Source organism: Cellvibrio sp., assembly GCF_053579595.1.
This window is the reverse complement of sequence record NZ_JBRFPI010000038.1, coordinates 1-18,398: the sequence shown is the minus strand read 5'-3', so window position 1 is coordinate 18,398 and position 18,398 is coordinate 1. Positions and strand designations below refer to the sequence as shown.

20 protein-coding genes are annotated in these 18,398 nt (G+C 47.5%); 3 read left to right on the top strand and 17 right to left on the bottom strand.

What is annotated here, in order from left to right; all coding sequences use genetic code 11:
• A partial coding sequence (ffh, locus tag ACWA6V_RS04010; protein WP_449521287.1) for a signal recognition particle protein occupies window positions 1-1,155 on the bottom strand: 1,155 nt, incomplete at its 3' end.
• A gap of 257 nt (window positions 1,156-1,412) precedes the next feature.
• Between ffh and ACWA6V_RS04005 the strand changes: the two genes are divergently transcribed.
• Window positions 1,413-2,213, top strand: a complete 801-nt coding sequence (locus ACWA6V_RS04005; RefSeq protein ID WP_449521286.1) for a cytochrome C assembly family protein — start codon at window positions 1,413-1,415, stop codon at window positions 2,211-2,213.
• A gap of 3 nt (window positions 2,214-2,216) precedes the next feature.
• Here the strand turns inward: ACWA6V_RS04005 and ACWA6V_RS04000 are convergent, their stop codons facing one another.
• The 14 genes from ACWA6V_RS04000 to ACWA6V_RS03935 all read right to left on the bottom strand — a co-directional run bounded on the left by ACWA6V_RS04000 (window position 2,217) and on the right by ACWA6V_RS03935 (window position 14,386).
• Window positions 2,217-2,516 (bottom strand): hypothetical protein, encoded by a 300-nt coding sequence (locus ACWA6V_RS04000; protein WP_449521285.1) that lies wholly within the window; start codon window positions 2,514-2,516, stop codon window positions 2,217-2,219.
• A gap of 18 nt (window positions 2,517-2,534) precedes the next feature.
• The gene (locus ACWA6V_RS03995) at window positions 2,535-3,377 is read right to left on the bottom strand and encodes an HAD family hydrolase (protein WP_449521284.1); all 843 of its coding nucleotides are present in this window, start codon (window positions 3,375-3,377) and stop codon (window positions 2,535-2,537) included.
• A 5-nt stretch (window positions 3,378-3,382) separates the two neighbouring features.
• Window positions 3,383-3,583 (bottom strand): hypothetical protein, encoded by a 201-nt coding sequence (locus tag ACWA6V_RS03990; RefSeq protein ID WP_310070035.1) that lies wholly within the window; start codon window positions 3,581-3,583, stop codon window positions 3,383-3,385.
• A gap of 14 nt (window positions 3,584-3,597) precedes the next feature.
• Window positions 3,598-4,998 (bottom strand): cysteine--tRNA ligase, encoded by a 1,401-nt coding sequence (gene cysS / locus ACWA6V_RS03985; RefSeq protein ID WP_449521283.1) that lies wholly within the window; start codon window positions 4,996-4,998, stop codon window positions 3,598-3,600.
• A 1-nt stretch (window position 4,999) separates the two neighbouring features.
• Window positions 5,000-6,721 carry a glutamine--tRNA ligase/YqeY domain fusion protein gene (locus tag ACWA6V_RS03980; RefSeq protein WP_449521282.1) on the bottom strand — a complete coding sequence of 574 codons (1,722 nt, stop codon included), beginning with the start codon at window positions 6,719-6,721 and terminating at the stop codon, window positions 5,000-5,002.
• A gap of 124 nt (window positions 6,722-6,845) precedes the next feature.
• The gene (gene mltG / locus ACWA6V_RS03975; protein WP_449521281.1) at window positions 6,846-7,910 is read right to left on the bottom strand and encodes an endolytic transglycosylase MltG; all 1,065 of its coding nucleotides are present in this window, start codon (window positions 7,908-7,910) and stop codon (window positions 6,846-6,848) included.
• Window positions 7,911-7,923: 13 nt separating this feature from the next.
• Window positions 7,924-8,796 carry an aminodeoxychorismate lyase gene (pabC, locus tag ACWA6V_RS03970; RefSeq protein WP_449521280.1) on the bottom strand — a complete coding sequence of 291 codons (873 nt, stop codon included), beginning with the start codon at window positions 8,794-8,796 and terminating at the stop codon, window positions 7,924-7,926.
• A gap of 72 nt (window positions 8,797-8,868) precedes the next feature.
• Window positions 8,869-10,110 carry a beta-ketoacyl-ACP synthase II gene (gene fabF / locus ACWA6V_RS03965; protein ID WP_449521279.1) on the bottom strand — a complete coding sequence of 414 codons (1,242 nt, stop codon included), beginning with the start codon at window positions 10,108-10,110 and terminating at the stop codon, window positions 8,869-8,871.
• 191 nt (window positions 10,111-10,301) lie between these two features.
• A complete protein-coding gene (gene acpP / locus ACWA6V_RS03960; RefSeq protein ID WP_007640684.1) occupies window positions 10,302-10,538 on the bottom strand; it encodes an acyl carrier protein in 237 nt (78 codons plus the stop codon).
• Window positions 10,539-10,733: 195 nt separating this feature from the next.
• Entirely contained in the window at window positions 10,734-11,477 is a 744-nt protein-coding gene (gene fabG / locus ACWA6V_RS03955; RefSeq protein ID WP_449521288.1) for a 3-oxoacyl-ACP reductase FabG, read from the bottom strand.
• A gap of 75 nt (window positions 11,478-11,552) precedes the next feature.
• Window positions 11,553-12,494 (bottom strand): ACP S-malonyltransferase, encoded by a 942-nt coding sequence (gene fabD / locus ACWA6V_RS03950; RefSeq protein ID WP_449521278.1) that lies wholly within the window; start codon window positions 12,492-12,494, stop codon window positions 11,553-11,555.
• A 100-nt stretch (window positions 12,495-12,594) separates the two neighbouring features.
• The gene (gene plsX, locus ACWA6V_RS03945) at window positions 12,595-13,605 is read right to left on the bottom strand and encodes a phosphate acyltransferase PlsX (RefSeq protein WP_449521277.1); all 1,011 of its coding nucleotides are present in this window, start codon (window positions 13,603-13,605) and stop codon (window positions 12,595-12,597) included.
• Between the two features lie 24 nt (window positions 13,606-13,629).
• Window positions 13,630-13,812 carry a 50S ribosomal protein L32 gene (rpmF, locus tag ACWA6V_RS03940; RefSeq protein WP_040391629.1) on the bottom strand — a complete coding sequence of 61 codons (183 nt, stop codon included), beginning with the start codon at window positions 13,810-13,812 and terminating at the stop codon, window positions 13,630-13,632.
• A 40-nt stretch (window positions 13,813-13,852) separates the two neighbouring features.
• The gene (locus tag ACWA6V_RS03935) at window positions 13,853-14,386 is read right to left on the bottom strand and encodes a YceD family protein (protein WP_449521276.1); all 534 of its coding nucleotides are present in this window, start codon (window positions 14,384-14,386) and stop codon (window positions 13,853-13,855) included.
• A 130-nt stretch (window positions 14,387-14,516) separates the two neighbouring features.
• Between ACWA6V_RS03935 and ACWA6V_RS03930 the strand changes: the two genes are divergently transcribed.
• Window positions 14,517-15,134, top strand: coding sequence for a Maf family protein (locus ACWA6V_RS03930; RefSeq protein ID WP_449521275.1), 618 nt, complete (start codon window positions 14,517-14,519; stop codon window positions 15,132-15,134).
• On the opposite strand, the gene ACWA6V_RS03925 is transcribed toward ACWA6V_RS03930, so the two are convergent.
• Together ACWA6V_RS03925 and rluC are read right to left on the bottom strand one after the other, a co-directional pair.
• Window positions 15,101-15,748 carry an HAD-IA family hydrolase gene (locus tag ACWA6V_RS03925; protein ID WP_449521274.1) on the bottom strand — a complete coding sequence of 216 codons (648 nt, stop codon included), beginning with the start codon at window positions 15,746-15,748 and terminating at the stop codon, window positions 15,101-15,103. The two genes, ACWA6V_RS03930 and ACWA6V_RS03925, sit on opposite strands and share 34 nt — an antisense overlap.
• Before the next feature lie 21 nt (window positions 15,749-15,769).
• On the bottom strand, window positions 15,770-16,771 hold the full coding sequence (gene rluC, locus ACWA6V_RS03920) for a 23S rRNA pseudouridine(955/2504/2580) synthase RluC (protein ID WP_449521273.1): 1,002 nt from the start codon (window positions 16,769-16,771) through the stop codon (window positions 15,770-15,772).
• An 844-nt stretch (window positions 16,772-17,615) separates the two neighbouring features.
• Between rluC and ACWA6V_RS03915 the strand changes: the two genes are divergently transcribed.
• Window positions 17,616-18,398 (top strand): ribonuclease E/G (locus tag ACWA6V_RS03915; protein WP_449521272.1); only part of this gene is annotated, 783 nt, incomplete at its 3' end.

The following is an 18,398-nucleotide window of genomic DNA, read 5'->3' as shown; positions in this document are numbered from 1 at the left end:
CGGGGTCATAGAATTAATAATCGCTTCCATGGTTTTAAACTGCTTGCCCATGTTGGCGGTCTGCGCCATTTGCGCCACGTTGCCAAGGCCGGGCAACTTATCCAGCATCGAGGTTAAACCGCCCATGTTTTGCATTTGCTGCAATTGATCGCGCAAATCTTCCAGATCAAATTTTTGACCCTTGCTGACTTTCTTGATCAGTTTTTCCGCTTTTTCTTTATCGACTGTACGCTCAACTTGCTCGATCAGCGAAAGTACGTCGCCCATCCCCAAAATACGTGACGCAATACGGTCGGGATGAAAAGGTTCGAGCGCATCGACTTTCTCGCCCATACCCAAAAATTTGATCGGCTTGCCAGTAATATGACGCACAGAAAGCGCCGCACCACCGCGCGCATCGCCATCAGCTTTGGTAAGGATGACACCAGTCAATGGCAGTGCATCATTAAATGCTTTTGCGGTGTTCACCGCATCCTGACCGATCATAGCGTCGATCACGAACAGGGTTTCAATCGGGTTGATTGCGGCGTGTAGATCCTTGATTTCAGTCATCAAGTTTTCATCGATATGCAGGCGACCAGCGGTATCCACAATCAGCACATCAAAGAATTGTTTCTTGGCGTGATCAATCGCGTTGCGTGCGATATCCAGTGGTTTTTGCTCGCCGGTGGATGGATAACATTCAACACCCACTTCTGCGGCCAATGTTTGCAATTGCTGAATCGCCGCCGGACGATATACGTCGGCGCTGACCACCAAAACTTTTTTCTTTTCACGCTCTTTCAAAAAGCGCGCAAGTTTGGCCACCGAGGTTGTTTTACCCGCACCTTGCAAGCCCGCCATTAACACAATGGCCGGAGGCTGTTGGGCAAGGTTCAGTGACTCATTCGCCTGCCCCATAGTCGCGACCAGCTCAGCCTCAACGATCTTGATAAATTGTTGGCCGGGATTCAGCGCCTTACTAATCTGCTGACCGAGGGCGCGACTGCGCACCTGGTCGATAAATGCTTTGACAACTGGCAGCGCAACATCGGCCTCCAGCAACGCCTTGCGCACGTCGCGCAACGCATCTTTAATGTTGTCTTCACTAAGGCGCGCCTTGCCGGTGATGCTGCGCAGCGTGTGGGATAAACGGTCGGTTAGATTTTCAAACATAGCCTGTCTCAAACAAACGGTTGATTCGCGGCGGGTCAAACCCAGTGGATTACTCCGAGGCCAGCCCATAAAAAGTGGCGGCGATTATACCCCCAAAGCCAGTGGAATGGGTGCAATCTCCTGCAGAATCCCGACGCCTGTCGCGATTTGCGTAATAAGGACTCTTCTCATCTACCCTTCTCTTTAAGGGTACCTTGTGACACACTTGCGGCCTTGGTTTAGCCTATGAAAACACCCTACGGACCAGCCCTATCAGTATGATAACCCTAAGCGCCAACCTGATCGCCATTCTTATCTACACCGCCGCTGCCATTTATTTTGGCAGCCAGTTCGCGCGTCAAAAATCCTTTCAGCCATCGCAGCTGCTCAGCACTGCAGCATTGGGACTTATTGCTCACGGCATAGGGGTTTACGGTATCAGTGTGAGCGGAAGCAGTTTGAACTTCAGCTTATTCTCCGCTTCATCGCTCATTTTCTGGGTAATTAACGCGATCGTACTAATTAGCAGCCTGAAAAAAGAATTGCACAATCTGTTTTTATTATTGTTCCCACTCTCTGCAATATCCGTTATTGCCTCCATTACTGCCACCAATCCCGAATGGCAACACTCACTCAGCTACACCATCGCTGCGCACGTTATCCTATCCATACTCGCTTACAGCTTACTGACGATCGCAAGCTTGCAGGCATTGATATTGGCCTACCAAAACCATGCGCTCAAAAACAAAAGCCGCATAGCAAATGCTCGCTTGTTGCCACCGCTGCAAACGATGGAATCACTACTGTTTGAATTGTTGTGGGTAGGTGAAATATTACTGACGCTGGCAATACTGTCAGGTTTTTATTTTCTGGAAGATATGTTCGCGCAGCACCTCGTGCATAAAACCGTATTCGCACTCAGTGCCTGGTTTATTTATGCGTTGCTCTTGTGGGGACGCCATCAAATGGGGTGGCGCGGGACTAAAGCGATTCGCTGGGCACTGGCAGGATTTATCTGTTTGATGCTCGCTTATTTTGGCAGCAAGCTGGTGCTGGAAATTATATTAAACCGGGTGTAGCTTCTAATCGCGTTTCGTTTGCTGCTCTTCGTTATTCTGTTCTTTTTCATCGTGCTCCTCATCATTCTTAGTAGTGGCTGCGGGATAAGTATTTTCCCCGCGACTCATAAACTTGCGCAACAACCAACCCAGCAAAGCAGCAAGTCCAATCAAGCCAACCAGAACGATAAGGATAACGAGCAAATAGCCGCCCAAGTCTTCCCAATCCAAGCCCCAGCCATATACCGCCAGCATCAAAAAACTGAACCCGGCAATCAGGTTTACGCCCAAGCCACGGTGTTTGAATAGTCTGCGAAAAATCATATTAAGACCGGAATCACACTAGAGATTTAAATGGTTTAAGGCGAAAGCGACACCTGCCTCATCTGCAGTTTTAGTTACCCAATCAGCGACAGATTTTACATTTTGATTGGCATTACCCATGGCAACACCAATACCCGCCATCTGCAGAAAATCCATATCCGACTCCGCATCGCCAAAGGCAATAACTTGATGGGGTTTCAACTGATGGTGATGCAACAAACAATCAAACGCACGCTGTTTGGTCGCAGCACCAGAAATGACGCTGGCGAATTGCCAATCAGGATATGCCACCAAGTAAGCACGCGCAAAAATCAACTGCGGAAACTGTTTTTCTAGTAGCGAGATTTTATCGTCGTTAACTGCGCGATTAACTCCCACCAACAACTTGGAAACGCTGCTGCGCATAACCACAGCTAGCAAATCGTCAACTTCAGGATTTACACGCAGGTGCGCAGCATGCACACGGCTAATTTCAGTCTGCTCCTGCACATAAAAACCACTTGGTGTATAGACCTCCGCATACAAACCCAATGCTTGCGCAGACTGCACAACGGCCAGTGCATCAGCAACTGGCAAAGGCACTTCAAGCAATGTCTGTTGCGCACAAGGATCAAATAAATGCGCGCCGGTATAAAACATACCTGCATCGCTAATGCCTAATTCATCCGCTAAAAAACGCGCTGCAAAATAGGGGCGCCCTGATGCAATCGCCGTTTTTATTCCTTTGGATTTCAATCGTGCAATCGCAGGATAAAGTTGGGGATGAATTTGTCCGTGCGAATCAAGCAGCGTACCGTCAATATCAAAAAATGCGAGGCGAATATCAGCCGCTGCCGCAAGCAAAGGTGCATCTGCCTCCATCGCACTCATCCAACCATGAACTGAACAAACACATAGGCCAACCCAAAGCCCCCTATTGCTATCAGTTTTACCAACACACTTTTTTGGATGGGTGATAAAAACTGAAAGCGTGGATGTTTGGAAACCAGCAGCTGCGCCAATACATAAATCAGTAGAAAACCGCCCGCCCAATGGAGCGCATATTGATTAAATAATTCTGCTTTCATAATCACTCATTAACTCAGACTGATTCACGGCGCCACTGCGTAGTACCATCGCGGGAATCTTCCAGCACGACACCTGCAGCAAGTAACTCTTTGCGAATTTCATCTGCGCGTGCATATTGTTTGTCTGTTTTGGCTTGGATACGTTCAGCAATCAAACGCTCAACATCGGCAGCAGCGATTTGATCTGAACTGCCCGCCTGCAAAAACACTTCTGGATTTTCTTGCAATACGCCCAAAATCAATCCAAACGCCTTCAATTGACCGGCGAGATTTTTGGCTAGTTCAGGATTGCTTTTTGCGTTGTTTAAATCACGCACCAAATCAAACATACCAGCCAATGCAACACGGGTATTGAAGTCGTCATTCATGGCCTCAACAAAGGCTTTGTAATAAGAACTATCAGCTAAGTCGGCCAAGGAAATTGGCGCGACATCAGCATAGTCACGCAGAGCGCCATAGAAACGATCCAAACCTGCGCGCGCCTCAATTAGGTTATCTTCTGCGTAATTAATGGGACTACGGTAATGACTGCTAATTAGGAAAAACCGAACTACTTCAGGCTGATACTTTTCTAATACATCACGGATCGTGAAAAAATTGTTTAGCGACTTAGACATCTTTTCGCCATCAACGCGCAAAGGAGCGACATGCATCCAATAATTTACATATTGACGCCCATTGGCCGCTTCGCTTTGTGCGATTTCATTTTCATGATGCGGAAACTGTAAATCAGCGCCACCACCATGAATATCAACGTGATCACCACAACATTTTTTAGCCATAGCTGAACATTCAATATGCCAGCCCGGGCGCCCGTTACCCCAAGGTGATGGCCATGAAGGTTCACCTGCTTTTGCTGCTTTCCACAAAACAAAATCACGCGGGTCTTCTTTTACATCACCAACCTCAATGCGCGCACCGGCAAGCAACTCATCGACATTTTTATCGGACAATTTTCCGTATCCAGAAAAACTAGTGACCCGATAATAAACATCGCCATTGCTCGCAGCATAAGCATTCCCTTTTTTAATTAAGGTATCTGCGAGCTCGATAATCGGGCCTATAAATTCCGTTGCCCGCGGCTCAACGCTGGGAGGTAAAATCCCCAATCGTTTTTCGTCTTGGTGCATGGCATCGATAAATCGCGCAGTTAGCTCGTCATACTTTTCACCCAGCTCATTAGCGCGGCGAATAATTTTGTCGTCTATATCGGTAATATTATGCACATAGTTGAGATCCCAACCCTGGCTACGCAGGAATCTTGCAATCACATCAAAAGCAATTGATGTCCGCGCATGACCAATATGGCAATAGTCATACACGGTGATACCGCAGACATACATAGAAATCTTGCCGGGGTGAATCGGTTTAAAAATTTCTTTTTGGCGTGTGAGTGTGTTGTATATCTGCAGCATGTTATTCCTGATCTTCTGTTTTGCCGAAGCTGTCTTTTAAACTAATGGTACGGTTAAATACCGGCTTTTCTGCGGTACTGTATTTGCTATCCAAACAGAAATAACCTTGACGCTCAAACTGGTAGCTATTGCCAACAACTGCACCGGCCAAACTGATCTCTGCTTTACAGCCCTGCAAAATTTCCAGGCTATCGGGATTGATGCAATCGAGGAAATTTTTACCGCCTGCATCCGGTGCTTCATCGGTAAACAAACGGTTATACAAACGCACTTCGCAATCGAGATTATTGGTTGCCGATACCCAGTGAATAACGCCCTTGGGCTTCACACCATCCGCAGGATCTTTACCCAAGGTGCCTTCGATAATTCGTGCACGTACTTCAACAATATTGCCAGCAGAATCTTTGATCGCCTCATCAGCTTCAATTACATATGCCCCACGCAAACGTACACGCTTGCCAGTAACCAAACGCTTGTATTTTTTATTGGCTTCTTCGCGGAAATCTTCTTGTTCAATATATACCGTTTGCGTAAATGGAATGGTGCGATCGCCCAAGTCATCGCGATTGGGGTGATTGTGTACAACCAAGGTTTCGATTTGTTCCGCAGGATAATTGGTGAGCGTCACTTTCAAAGGTTTCAATACACACATAGCGCGCGGGGCGCCTTTATCCAAATCATCGCGCACACAAAATTCCAGCACGCCAACATCGACAATACCGTCCGAACGGGTAACGCCGATACGCTCGCAAAAATCGCGCAGCGCAGCGGGTGTAAATCCACGGCGACGCATACCGGATATAGTCGGCATGCGCGGGTCATTCCAACCATCAACATGGTTTTCATCGACCAATTGTTTTAATTTACGCTTGCTGGTTACCGAATAATTAATATTCAAGCGCGCAAATTCATATTGACGCGGCACCGCTGGCACTGGCAAGTGTTGGATAAACCAATCGTACAAAGGTTTGTGGTCTTCAAATTCAAGGGTGCAAATGGAGTGGGTAATACCTTCAATTGCATCGCTTTGGCCATGGGCAAAATCGTATGAAGGATAAATACACCATTTGTCGCCGGTTTGATGATGATGAGCCTTCTTAATGCGATAAATAATGGGGTCGCGCATATTAATATTGGGCGATGTCATATCAATTTTTGCGCGCAACGAGCAGGTACCTTCCTCAAAAGCACCTGTGCGCATTTTTTCAAACAGCTCAAGATTTTCGTCCACACTGCGCTCGCGAAATGGACTGTTCTTACCCGGCTCAATCAGTGTGCCGCGATACTCACGCATTTGCTCTGCACTTAAGTCACAAACGAATGCAAGACCACTCTTGATTAAATGAACCGCCCATGCGTGCAATTGATCAAAATAGTCAGAAGTGTAGCGCACAGCGCCATCCCATTTAAAACCTAACCACTCTACGTCCTGTTTAATGGAGTTTACGAACTCTTCGTTTTCTTTTTCAGGATTGGTATCGTCAAAGCGCAAGTTGCAGGCGCCACCAAACTCTTCTGCCATACCAAAATTCAGGCAGATAGATTTTGCATGGCCGATGTGCAGATAACCATTAGGCTCGGGCGGAAAACGCGTGACAATTTTTTTATGCAGCCCTTGCTCCAAATCTTTGCGGATAATTTGCTGGATAAAATGCAAAGGTTTGGTTTTTACTTCTGTGCTGCCAGCATCGGCGGCACCAATCGTTGAATGATTGTCGCTCATGGGATAAATAAATCCGTTAGGTGTGATCGTAGATCAGGGGTGGTCATCGGGAATTGGGGCTATTGTACTGAGTCGAGGGCGCTTTTCATACCGCGAAAAATAGCGCGCAACGCGCAAAAAACACTCAATTTTCCACTGCAGATGGCGGTGCCGCACGGTAATCACTGCGCCGGTTCAACTGATAGCGCCTGACAGCCTGGTTGTGTGCATCCAGCGTATCGGAAAACTCGCTCGTGCCATCGCCTTTGGCGACAAAATAGAGCGCCCTGCCCGGCGCTGGATTGAGCGCAGCTTTAATCGAAGCCGCACTGGGAAGGGATATTGGCGTGGGCGGCAATCCCGGAATCACATAGGTGTTATAGGCTGTCGGCTCTTCGAGGTTCTTACGGATAATGCGCCCTTTGTAATTGTCGCCCATACCATATATTACCGTCGGATCAGTCTGCAGTTTCATGCCCTGTTGCAAGCGGCGGACAAAAACACCGGCAATTTGGTCGCGCTCACTGTGATGCCCAGTCTCGCGCTCAACTATCGACGCCATAATCAAGGCCTCATAAGTGTTTTTATAGGGTAAATTCGGTGCGCGCTTTTCCCACTCGGCATCCAGTAGGGATCGCATTTTGCGATAAGCGTTTTGCAAAATTTCCACATCCGACGTATTGCGGCTAAAACTGTAGGTATCCGGGAAAATCCACCCTTCCAGATCTTGTACCGGCAGCGCCAATAACACCAACTGATCAGCAGCAGATTTTCCCGCAAGCAGGTGCTCGACACTATCCAGTTTTGCCAAGGCAGCCAGTGCCTGCTTTACCGTCCAGCCTTCCACAAAAGTGACTTGATATAAAATCACATCGCCTTCAATGAGTTTTTGCAACAAACTTTCCGGTGTGGTGCCCTGCGGAAAAAAATATTCTCCCGCATGCACTTTGTTGGCGTCATTCAACCGGGCATAAAGTCGCAATAGGCGTGGATGATGCAATACGCCAGCCACACCCAAATCATTGGCCAAATGCCCTAGGGATTGCCCCTGCTTTAATTCATAAACATAACCTTTGTCAGAGATTTGCAGTGGGGTTTTCAACCAATCCTGAACATAAAACCACACGGCTAACAGACTCAAAAAAGCAGCGAGAAAAACTCCTCCTGCCATACCCAACAACTTCACAGTAAACGATAATTTTTTGCTCATAAGGGATTCGTTGTTATTCGCCTAGCAAGTGTGCCAGCTGTTGCTGTAAGGTCCGGGTAATTTGATGGTTGCTGTACCTAGTGTGCGTTGCAGTCACTGGTTGCCGGTCATCGACCAACATATTTACCGGCCAGATACCATAGACACTATTGCACAGAAATATTTCATCGGCCGCGCGCACAAAATCCAATTCCATATTCACCATATGACAATTCAATCCCAGCGCTGGCGCCAATTTTTCAATAATGGTTTTTCGCATAATGCCAGCAACACCGGCAGTAGATAAATCAGGCGTATACAGCTGATTGTTTTTAACAGCAAAAAGGTTACTGACAGTTGCTTCAACGACCCTACCCTGCGCATTAAGTAATAGCCCTTCCGCAAATTCATCCTGCCATTCAGCACGAGCCAAAATGTGCTCAAGGCGATTTAAATGTTTCATGCCCGCCAGTATGGGAGTCTGCGATAAACGCAGATTGCAAATACGCACAGCAACGCCGTTGCGATACTGCTCAGTGTGCAATTGATTACCAGGAAAAATACCGATGCAATAAGTTGGCTCGACTTGATCAGGTATGCGATAACCACGCCCGCCAATGCCACGGGTCAGGGTAATTTTAACCACTGCCTGTGCGATATTCGCATCACTGGGATACACCAGCATGGAATTGAGATATTGATTTAATAAACGTTCATCGAGCGGGATTTTTAATCGTTCGGCACTGCGTAACAATCGCTCCCGATGGTAATTCCAAAGCGGGATAGCACCATGACTATAACGGCAGGTTTCAAACACACCATCGCCATAGGCAAAGCCTCGATCCAATGGCGATATGGCCGCATCGAGTACACCGTTGACACTGATCAGGGGAAGATTGATTGACATAAGCGGGAGTCTATACAAAAACGCCGAACTGTCTCCAGTCCGGCGCCATTTTTAACTCAAAATAAACAAGAATTACAATTTACGGAATACCAAAGAGCCGTTAGTGCCACCAAATCCAAATGAGTTGGACAATACCGCTTCAATTTTGCGTTCTTGCGCGGTGTGCGGCACCAGATTCAGATCTGCGCAAGAATCCTCTGGATTATCCAAATTGATTGTCGGTGGCGCCACTTGATCGCGAATCGCCAACACGCTGAATATCGCCTCAACGGCGCCCGCAGCACCCAGCAAGTGGCCAATCATGGATTTGGTAGAGCTTACAGCAACTTGCGCCGCCGCCGCCCCCATAACCGACTTCACTGCCTGACACTCCGCCTTATCGCCAGCGGGTGTTGAGGTGCCATGAGCGTTGATGTAATGAATCAACTCGGGCGATATACCCGCATCCAGAATTGCATTGCGCATAGAGGCTGCTGCACCCGAACCGTCTTCTGGCGGCGAGGTCATGTGATAGGCATCGCCGCTCATACCAAAACCAATCAGCTCAGCATAAATTTTTGCACCGCGCTTTTTCGCGTGTTCATACTCTTCCAACACCAATACACCAGCACCATCGCCGAGAACAAAACCATCGCGGTCTTTATCCCAGGGGCGGCTTGCAGCTTGCGGATTATCATTTCGTGTTGAAAGCGCACGTGCAGCAGCAAAACCCCCTAATCCCAACGGTGTGGTTGCCATCTCGGCACCACCGGCTACCATCACATCAGCATCGCCATACTGGATCATGCGTGCGGCAAAACCAATACTGTGTGTACCTGTTGTACAGGCAGTTGTAATCGCAATATTAGGGCCACGCAGCCCAAACATGATCGACAAATTGCCTGAGATCATATTGATGATGGCGCTGGGCACAAAAAACGGGGAGATACGACGTGGCCCCTTGTGTTCAAGGGTCGATGAACCCTCTTCAATGGTTCCTATACCACCGATACCCGAACCAATCGATACACCAATTCGTCCGGCATTAGATTCCGTAATTTCCAATCCAGAATCGCGAATTGCCTGAATACCAGCGACCATGCCGTATTGGATAAACGGATCCATTTTGCGCGCTTCTTTGCCGGGGAAATAATCATCCACCACCAAACCTTTCACCGATGCACTAAATTGCGTGGTAAAAGCCGATGCATCAAAGTGGGAAATAGTTGCCACACCACTTTTCCCATTGACAATGCCTTGCCAAGTATCTGCAACGGTATTACCCAGTGAACTGATCATACCCAGACCAGTAACTACAACTCTTTTACGCGACACGATTGAGGTTCTCCTGCGAAAGATGATTGAGTGCAATAAGCAACACCCCAATTACCTTGACGATTCGTAAGAAATCGAAAACTATGAATAGATAATGCCTTACGGCAAAAAAAAAGCCGTACTATTTTGCAATAATACGGCTTTTCGAAAACAGGTATCAGATGCCAGTCAAATAACTACAGGCAAACACATTATGCCAAGTTGGCATTGATGTAATCGATAGCTAATTGAACGGTAGTGATTTTCTCGGCTTCTTCATCCGGAATTTCAGTTTCGAATTCTTCTTCGAGAGCCATTACCAACTCTACGGTATCCAAAGAATCAGCGCCCAGATCTTCGACGAAAGAAGCTTCGTTTTTAACTTCGTCTTCTTTCACACCCAGTTGCTCAGCAACGATCTTTTTTACGCGTTCTTCAATGCTACTCATGATGTTATGTAACTCCTAGTGGTTATATGTTCGAAACACCTGACAGATCAAGCCAAAAAAACAGCTGAGTCGAGCGTTCCGGTCAAAATCGTCGCGCATTTTACATCGATTTTCAGGTTGTTGTAATGCCAAGAGACAAATTTCTTTGATTTTTAGAATATAACCCATAAAAAACAATGAGTTATAATTAAAAAATTACGCCATGTACATGCCGCCATTGACGTGAATTGTCTCTCCACTGATGTAAGCACCCGCATCACTGGCGAGGAAAACAACAACAGAGGCAATCTCTTCAGGTGCACCAAGACGCCCTAATGGAATGCGAGATAAGAGCTGTTGTTTTTGCTCTTCTGGCAACACTTTAGTCATATCGGTATCGATAAAACCTGGCGCAACTGTATTCACTGTAATATTGCGTGAACCTACCTCTGCCGCCAACGAGCGCGCAAAACCGGCAACACCAGCCTTAGTCGCTGCATAATTGGATTGCCCTGGATTACCCATAGCACCCACAACCGAACTGATGTTAATAATGCGCCCCCAGCGGGCTTTCATCATACCGCGCAACACACCTTTACTCAGGCGATAGATTGCGCTCAGATTGGTGTTGATAACATCAAACCACTCTTCATCACTCATGCGCATCAACAAATTATCTTTGGTAATACCAGCATTGTTAACCAGAATTGCTGGTGCGCCAAATTCATCACCCACGTCTTTCAACAAAGTCGCAACAGAATCAGCATCAGTTACATTTAATACTTTACCCGCACCGCGAATACCCAACTCAGCAAAACGTGCAGAAATTTTTTCTGCGCCTGAGGCACTGGTAGCCGTGCCGATCACGATCGCACCTGCCTTACCCAACTGTTCAGCAATAGCTGAACCAATACCGCGACTGGCACCAGTAACCAATGCAACTTTTTCATTCAGGCTCATCATTTATCGTTCCCTTATAAAACGCTAAAAAATAGACAACTAAAAACAGATCAAAAAAATGGAATATTCAATCCGCTACACAAAACTGATTAAAGCTGCCTGCAACTCTTCTGGTTTTTCAACTGAAGTTGTTGTTAATTCAGCATTGATGCGCTTATTCAAACCAGAAAGCACCTTCCCAGGACCACACTCCAATGTAGAAGTAATGCCTTTTTCAGACATGGTATTAACACACTCTACCCAACGCACAGGACTATAAATCTGCTCGATCATTAATGCTTTTATTTTTTCAGGATTCATTTCCACTTCTGCTGTCACATTATGAACAACAGGAATTTGAGGTACGGAAAAAACTCTTGACGTAATTTGCTCGGCCAAACGCTCCGCTGCAGGGCGCATCAACTCAGTATGAAACGGCGCACTCACTGGCAAAGGCAATGCACGCTTTGCACCTGCTTCTTTACAGAGCGCACTCGCACGCTCTACTGCTGCTGCAGTGCCTGCAATAACAACCTGACCAGGTGAATTAAAATTCACTGCAGCAACTACTTCACCCTGCTCTGCTTTTTTGCAGGCATCAAGAATCAAAGCATCATCAAGACCGATAATCGCGGCCATAGCACCCTGCCCTGCAGGAACAGCCTCTTGCATAAATTTTCCGCGCTGCTGCACTAGCTTTACTGCATCTTTAAATTCCACTACGCCAGCGCACACCAACGCTGACCATTCACCCAAACTATGCCCCGCCATAAGCGCAGGCTGGGCGCCATTTTTTTCTTGCCAGACACGCCACACTGCCACGCTGGCCGTCAGCAATAGCGGCTGGGTGCGCTCGGTCAAATTGATGTCTTCTTGCGCACCGGTTTGCACCAATGACCACAAATCGTAACCTAAAACACTCGATGCCTCGGCAAAGGTTTGCCCCACGATTGGAAACTCTGCCGCCAACTCAGCCAGCATGCCAATTTTTTGAGAACCCTGACCAGGAAATACAAAAGCAAGATGTTGATTAGCCATAATAATTAAACACTTCTCTTTTAAGGACCATTGATTTGCGGTCACTGGTTTTACGAAATAATAACGCTTGCGGAATGCTAGCCCTTGTAGAACATTAATCCTATGTTGCTCTATCAACTAACACTTGTTCAATTCGTGCAGGAACTTGCTGAATAATTTGTTCTCGCGCAACAATAAGCGCTTGCAAAAATGCTTTTTTATCTGCACCACCATGGCTTTTAATAACTGTTTTTTGCAACCCCAGAAAAGTTGCACCATTATATAACGATGGATCCAATTCGCGCTGCAACCGTTTTAGTAGCGGCCATATCAACACCCCTAAAGCTCTGTTTAATACATTCTGCTTTACGATTTTTGAAATTTTATTTGCGATAAATCGTGCAACACCCTCACTGGCTTTTAATGCGATATTGCCATGAAAACCATCACAGACAATAACATCTACCGCTCCAGTAAAAATGATATTTGCCTCGACAAAACCGACATAATTAATGCGTGGATCTTCTTGCAAAAGTAATTGTGCAGCTTTTAACGTATCAGTCCCTTTTTGCTGCTCGGTGCCAATATTCAAGAGTGCAACACGCGGAAATACTTCACTTGACGCACCAGCCAAGACACTTCCCATCAACGCAAACTGATGAAGGTAGTCCGGAGGGCAGTTAATATTAGCGCCCAAATCCAATAAATAGGTACTTCCTGCTTCCACAGGCATGGATTTACAGATAGCCGGGCGCTCAATAGCTGGAAAGGTTTTAATCAGGAATTTTGCTATAGCCAACAATGCGCCCGTATTGCCCGCACTCACACAGGCATCAACGTCATTGTTGCGTAACAAATCCAATGCCATCCACATTGATGAATCTTTTTTCTGCCGCAGTGCCAGCAAAGGATCATCATGCATGCTAACCACATCAGCAGCATGCACCAGCGTAATCCGCTCGTGTAATTTTTTGGATTGGGGAAGCAAAGAAAGAAGCTGTGTTTCATTGCCGACCAACAGCAAATCCACATCAGGAAATTGTGTTACAAATTTTTGCGAGGCTGAAATAGCAACGCGGGGACCTAAGTCCCCGCTCATAGCGTCAACCGCTATTCGAATTCTTGCCGACAAGGTGCGGTCGTCTTGAGTAAATAATTACTCGTCGTTGCCTTTGTCAATCACTTTACGGCCGCGATAGAAACCGTCAGCAGTCACATGGTGACGCAGGTGTTTCTCACCGCTGGTAGCGTCAACTGACAGGGTTGGACCGGTCAGTGCATCGTGTGAACGACGCATGTCGCGCTTGGAACGAGATTTTTTGTTTTGTTGAACTGCCATGGTTTGCTCCTATTTACTTACTCGCTGGAACCGAGGCGCCTCAGGATTTCGGCGAGCTCTTTAGTTGTTCCAACACCTGAAATGGGTTTTTCTCTCTTTTTACCTCCACCGGTTTGCCACTCGAATAAAGCTTGCTATCTATACAAGGCTCTTCGTGATAAGCAACGGCGGGTAAACTTAATAACAGCTCTTCTTCGATCATATCGTAGAGATCTGCTATGCCCTCGCCCGCAATCCAAGGCTCAAAGTGTGGCGGCAATTTATTTGCCCCCTCTTCGTCCCATACAATTCCGAGTGAGATATCGCTTTGAACAGGCACTGTCACTGGCTCCAAGCAACGCTGACAAATCAAAGACAATTCAGCATGCGCAGTTCCAACAACAACCTTTTTCTTTTCCTCACTAATCTTGAATTCAAGCTTTACTTGAATTTCTCCACCTGAACTTTCTGTAGCCTCAGTAACACGAGACAAGTCAGAAACAGCAATATAACCCTCCAAAACAACGCCATGTTGAGCGAATTTGCGGGGGTCACCCTGCCGAGGCAGAACTTTATTAGAAGGGGTCTTAAACATAAGCGCGCCATAATAGGGATATCACCCTGCAGTGTCAAAGAAAAACTGGTCAAATAGCGCTATTTAGTGGCTTGGGAGTAGAATCGCCCCCTTATTTAGCGTTTCAACACCCATAGAGTACGGCCACTTCATGACAAAACCCAAAATACTGCTTGCCTCAAACTCTACCTATCGCCGCCAGTTACTACAAAAACTAGGACTAGCCTTCGACTGGGCAAGCCCAGATATAGATGAAAACCATCAACCGGGAGAGAGCCCCACGCAACTGGTACACAGGCTCGCCGAAGCCAAAGCTCACCGCCTTGCCAGCACTTACCCGAACCATCTGATTATCGGCTCGGATCAAGTAGCAACACTCGACAACTGCATCCTCGGCAAACCCCACACTCACTCCAATGCTGTTGCGCAACTCAGAAGCTTTCGCCAACGTGAAGTCACATTTTTGACAGGCCTGTGCCTATTCAACCCGAAAACAAGCCGCACCCAAACCAGTGTTGAGAGCTATAAAGTCAGATTTCGCAACCTGTCAGATGAGCAAATAGAAAACTACTTACAGCGCGAACAGCCCTACGATTGCGCCGGCAGTTTTAAATCGGAGGGATTGGGGATTTGTTTGTTTGAGCAACTTGCAGGCGATGACCCAAACACACTGATAGGCCTGCCGCTGATTGCCCTTACCCGAATGCTTGCCACAGAAGGAGTGGATCCACTCAATCAGCCAGCCAGTTTTTTCCAGGCAAGCAATTGATCAAACTGATCCAGGCACAGCTCCGGCTGATAGCTGTGCAAGCGATCAACATGGTGTGCGCCGTAGCTAACTGCTATACGCGGCATATGAATCCGGCGCGCCATCTCCATGTCGTATTCAGTATCGCCAATCATGACTGCTTCACCCGCAGCCACGCCAAACTCACACAATAACTCTTCCAACATCAAAGGATCAGGCTTGGATGCCGTTTCATCGGCACAACGGGTAGCATGAAAAAAATCAGCCACACCCAGCACCCCGAAAATTCGATCCAACCCCTTGCGGCTTTTTCCTGTGGCGATAGTCAATGTATGCCCATCAGCCTTGAGGTGGCGCAACGTATCCATAACACCCGGAAAGAAATCGGATGGACGAGCCACATCCAGAGACAAAAAATGAGTCGCATAGGCATCGCGCAAACGCTGACGCCCAGACAAATCAACTTCGGGATACAAGCGGTGAATAGCCTCCGGCAACCCAAGACCTATAATATTGTGAATATGATGATCCGCCAGTGGAGCCCACCCCATATCCTGCGCAGCAAGCTGCATAGCTTTGGTAATTTTGGCCTTTGAATCACTCAGAGTGCCATCCCAATCAAAAATAAACAGCAATTTTTCTCTCCACAACACAGGCTAACTAACGGCAGGCAACTTTTCCAAAGGGATGGCCAAATCAGGCGGCAAGGGAGCATCGACATGCGTAAGATCATCAGACTCAGGCAAATAGAATGAGAGCGCAGAGGCGTGCAAAAACAAGCGCTTTATACCCTGCCCGCGCATTACTTCATTGATCTCGTCATTACCATACTTTTCATCACCCACTAGCGCACACCCTGCGTACTGGGCATGCACCCGAATTTGATGAGTCCGACCCGTGATCGGCCGCGCCTCAATCAAGCTAAAACCCTCAAAACGCTTCAACAACTTAAACTCAGTCAAGCTGGGCTTACCCTCAGGATGAACCCGCACCACCCGCTCACCACCTGCCACCTCTGTTTTCAACAAAGGCGCATTGACCTGATGGGCGCGCTTGGGCCAATCGCCAATCACCAGCGCCTGATACACCTTGGTTATACCACCAGCACCCGCAGACTTGTCACGCAACGCAGCTTGCAAGTGGCGTAAATAGCTACGCTTTTTAGCCACCATAATGCAACCGGATGTATCGCGATCAAGGCGATGCACCAATTCCAAGTGGCGCGCATCGGGGCGCATCTGGCGCAGCGTTTCAATCAATCCGAGCGTGATGCCGCTGCCGCCATGCACTGCCAAGCCCGGCGGCTTGTTAATAACTAACAGACCATCATCCTCAAACAGGATCGACTTGGCCAGCAGCGCCATTATTTGATAGCTCGCCTTAGCTTCAGTCCCTGCCTCAGCAGTTCTAATCGGCGGAACCCTGACCGAGTCGCCCGCCATTAATTTATATTCAGGTTTTACTCTTCCTTTATTGACACGCACCTCGCCCTTGCGAATCACATTGTAAATTTTCGATTTAGGCACACCTTTAAGACGCGCAATCAGGAAGTTATCAAGCCGCTGACCAGCCTGATCTTCATCGATAGAAATAATCATCACCTGTGCAAATGGAGAAGATTCAGTGGCTTGAGATGCATTTTCGAGGGATATTTTCATAGCTGTCATGATACCCGATACCACCGGATAACCGAACCAGCCACACCCATGGTAGAGCTAAAAACTTATGTAAATCACTGATTTAATTGCCGCATCAGGGGAGAGCTGCTATATTCAGATGACTGATACAGGCTGGTTTCCGGGTCGCGCGCAAAAGACAGGCGCATCATTAGGAAATACCGCTGACAGCAGGAACGCCTGCTTTGATACACCATTAGCGTACGAAGCTCCCGCTCCTGATGACACTGACAACGATAGAACGCAGGCCAAGCTTGCCAACTATCCTAACAATCGCGTCAACCAACGTTGCACTCATTGTTAACACTGTTTTTGTTTTGCTGAACTCAAGAAAGCCCTATTTGTAAATTCCGGATAGCAGCGTCGCACGCGATGCAAAACCCTATCCGATGCTAATTTTGCAGGTTGCCAAATTTAATCTTGTGGTTTAACTGTTAAAGCTAACCGCCTGATTGAGAAGCCGATTTTGAGGATGGATTATCTTCACAACTGACACTCGATCAACTGAGATCAATAGATGAACAACCCGGCCGCAATAGGATGGAATACCGCCTTGGCCGAGCACCACAATAAGCACTACAAATGGGAAAGCCGGAAACTCCGGTGTACATGAATGAGCCAAATGGGCCATCTGGTTATTAAAGGCTAGTATTGCAGCCGCTGTAAAGCGATCACACTGCACAAGCCAACAGGTAAACCCCACCAACCGCTAGTACGAGCCCATCATCAATCGGGTAGCGCATTAGTCCACAAGGTTGCGCAAAACATCGCCGTGTTCACCTTGATTGTCGCGTCAGCCAGACGCTCACAAACAATTAGGTAACACATGAAAAGAATGCTCATCAATGCAACTCAGCCTGAAGAGTTGCGCGTAGCGCTAGTCGATGGACAATGGCTTTACGACCTGGACATTGAAAACCGCAACCGCGAACAAAAGAAATCCAACATCTATAAAGGCCGCATCACCCGCGTAGAACCAAGTCTCGAAGCAGCGTTTATTGACTATGGCGCAGAGCGTCATGGCTTCCTCCCACTGAAAGAAATCTCTCGCGAATACTTCACCAAAAACTCCGGTGATTCAGACGGCCGCATCAAAATCAAAGATGTGCTGAAAGAAGGCACAGAAGTCATCGTGCAGATCGATAAAGAAGAGCGCGGTAATAAAGGCGCCGCCCTCACCACCTTTATCAGCCTTGCTGGTCGCTACTTGGTCTTAATGCCCAACAACCCAAGAGCTGGCGGCATCTCCCGTCGCATTGAAGGCGAAGACCGCGCCGAATTGAAAGACGCCCTCGGCGAAGTAGAAGTTCCTAACGGCATGGGCGTAATCATCCGCACCGCCGGTGTTGGCCGCAGCTCCGAAGAATTGCAATGGGATCTCAACTACCTGTTGCAACTATGGGAATCCATAGCAACAGCAGCAAAAACATCTCCCGCACCTGCGTTTTTGTTCCAGGAAAGCAACGTTATTATTCGCGCAATCCGTGATTATTTGCGTCAGGACGTTGGTGAAGTAATTGTTGATAACAAAGAAGCCTTCGATCTTGCTGCAGGGTTTATCCAGCAGGTAATGCCGAACTATCGCAGCAAGGTAAAGCTTTATAAGGAC

Coding starts and splice junctions, on each gene's coding strand:
- pabC (WP_449521280.1), bottom strand. CDS start 8,796: ATGTCAATCAATCTTCCCCTGATCAGTGTCAACGGTGTACTCGATGCG.
- ACWA6V_RS03980 (WP_449521282.1), bottom strand. CDS start 6,721: ATGAGCGACAATCATTCAACGATTGGTGCCGCCGATGCTGGCAGCACA.
- acpP (WP_007640684.1), bottom strand. CDS start 10,538: ATGAGTAGCATTGAAGAACGCGTAAAAAAGATCGTTGCTGAGCAACTG.
- ACWA6V_RS03930 (WP_449521275.1), top strand. CDS start 14,517: ATGACAAAACCCAAAATACTGCTTGCCTCAAACTCTACCTATCGCCGC.
- ACWA6V_RS04000 (WP_449521285.1), bottom strand. CDS start 2,516: ATGATTTTTCGCAGACTATTCAAACACCGTGGCTTGGGCGTAAACCTG.
- ACWA6V_RS03990 (WP_310070035.1), bottom strand. CDS start 3,583: ATGAAAGCAGAATTATTTAATCAATATGCGCTCCATTGGGCGGGCGGT.
- mltG (WP_449521281.1), bottom strand. CDS start 7,910: ATGAGCAAAAAATTATCGTTTACTGTGAAGTTGTTGGGTATGGCAGGA.
- ACWA6V_RS04005 (WP_449521286.1), top strand. CDS start 1,413: ATGATAACCCTAAGCGCCAACCTGATCGCCATTCTTATCTACACCGCC.
- fabG (WP_449521288.1), bottom strand. CDS start 11,477: ATGAGCCTGAATGAAAAAGTTGCATTGGTTACTGGTGCCAGTCGCGGT.
- rluC (WP_449521273.1), bottom strand. CDS start 16,771: ATGAAAATATCCCTCGAAAATGCATCTCAAGCCACTGAATCTTCTCCA.
- ACWA6V_RS03995 (WP_449521284.1), bottom strand. CDS start 3,377: ATGGAGGCAGATGCACCTTTGCTTGCGGCAGCGGCTGATATTCGCCTC.
- fabD (WP_449521278.1), bottom strand. CDS start 12,494: ATGGCTAATCAACATCTTGCTTTTGTATTTCCTGGTCAGGGTTCTCAA.
- ACWA6V_RS03935 (WP_449521276.1), bottom strand. CDS start 14,386: ATGTTTAAGACCCCTTCTAATAAAGTTCTGCCTCGGCAGGGTGACCCC.
- cysS (WP_449521283.1), bottom strand. CDS start 4,998: ATGCTGCAGATATACAACACACTCACACGCCAAAAAGAAATTTTTAAA.
- rpmF (WP_040391629.1), bottom strand. CDS start 13,812: ATGGCAGTTCAACAAAACAAAAAATCTCGTTCCAAGCGCGACATGCGT.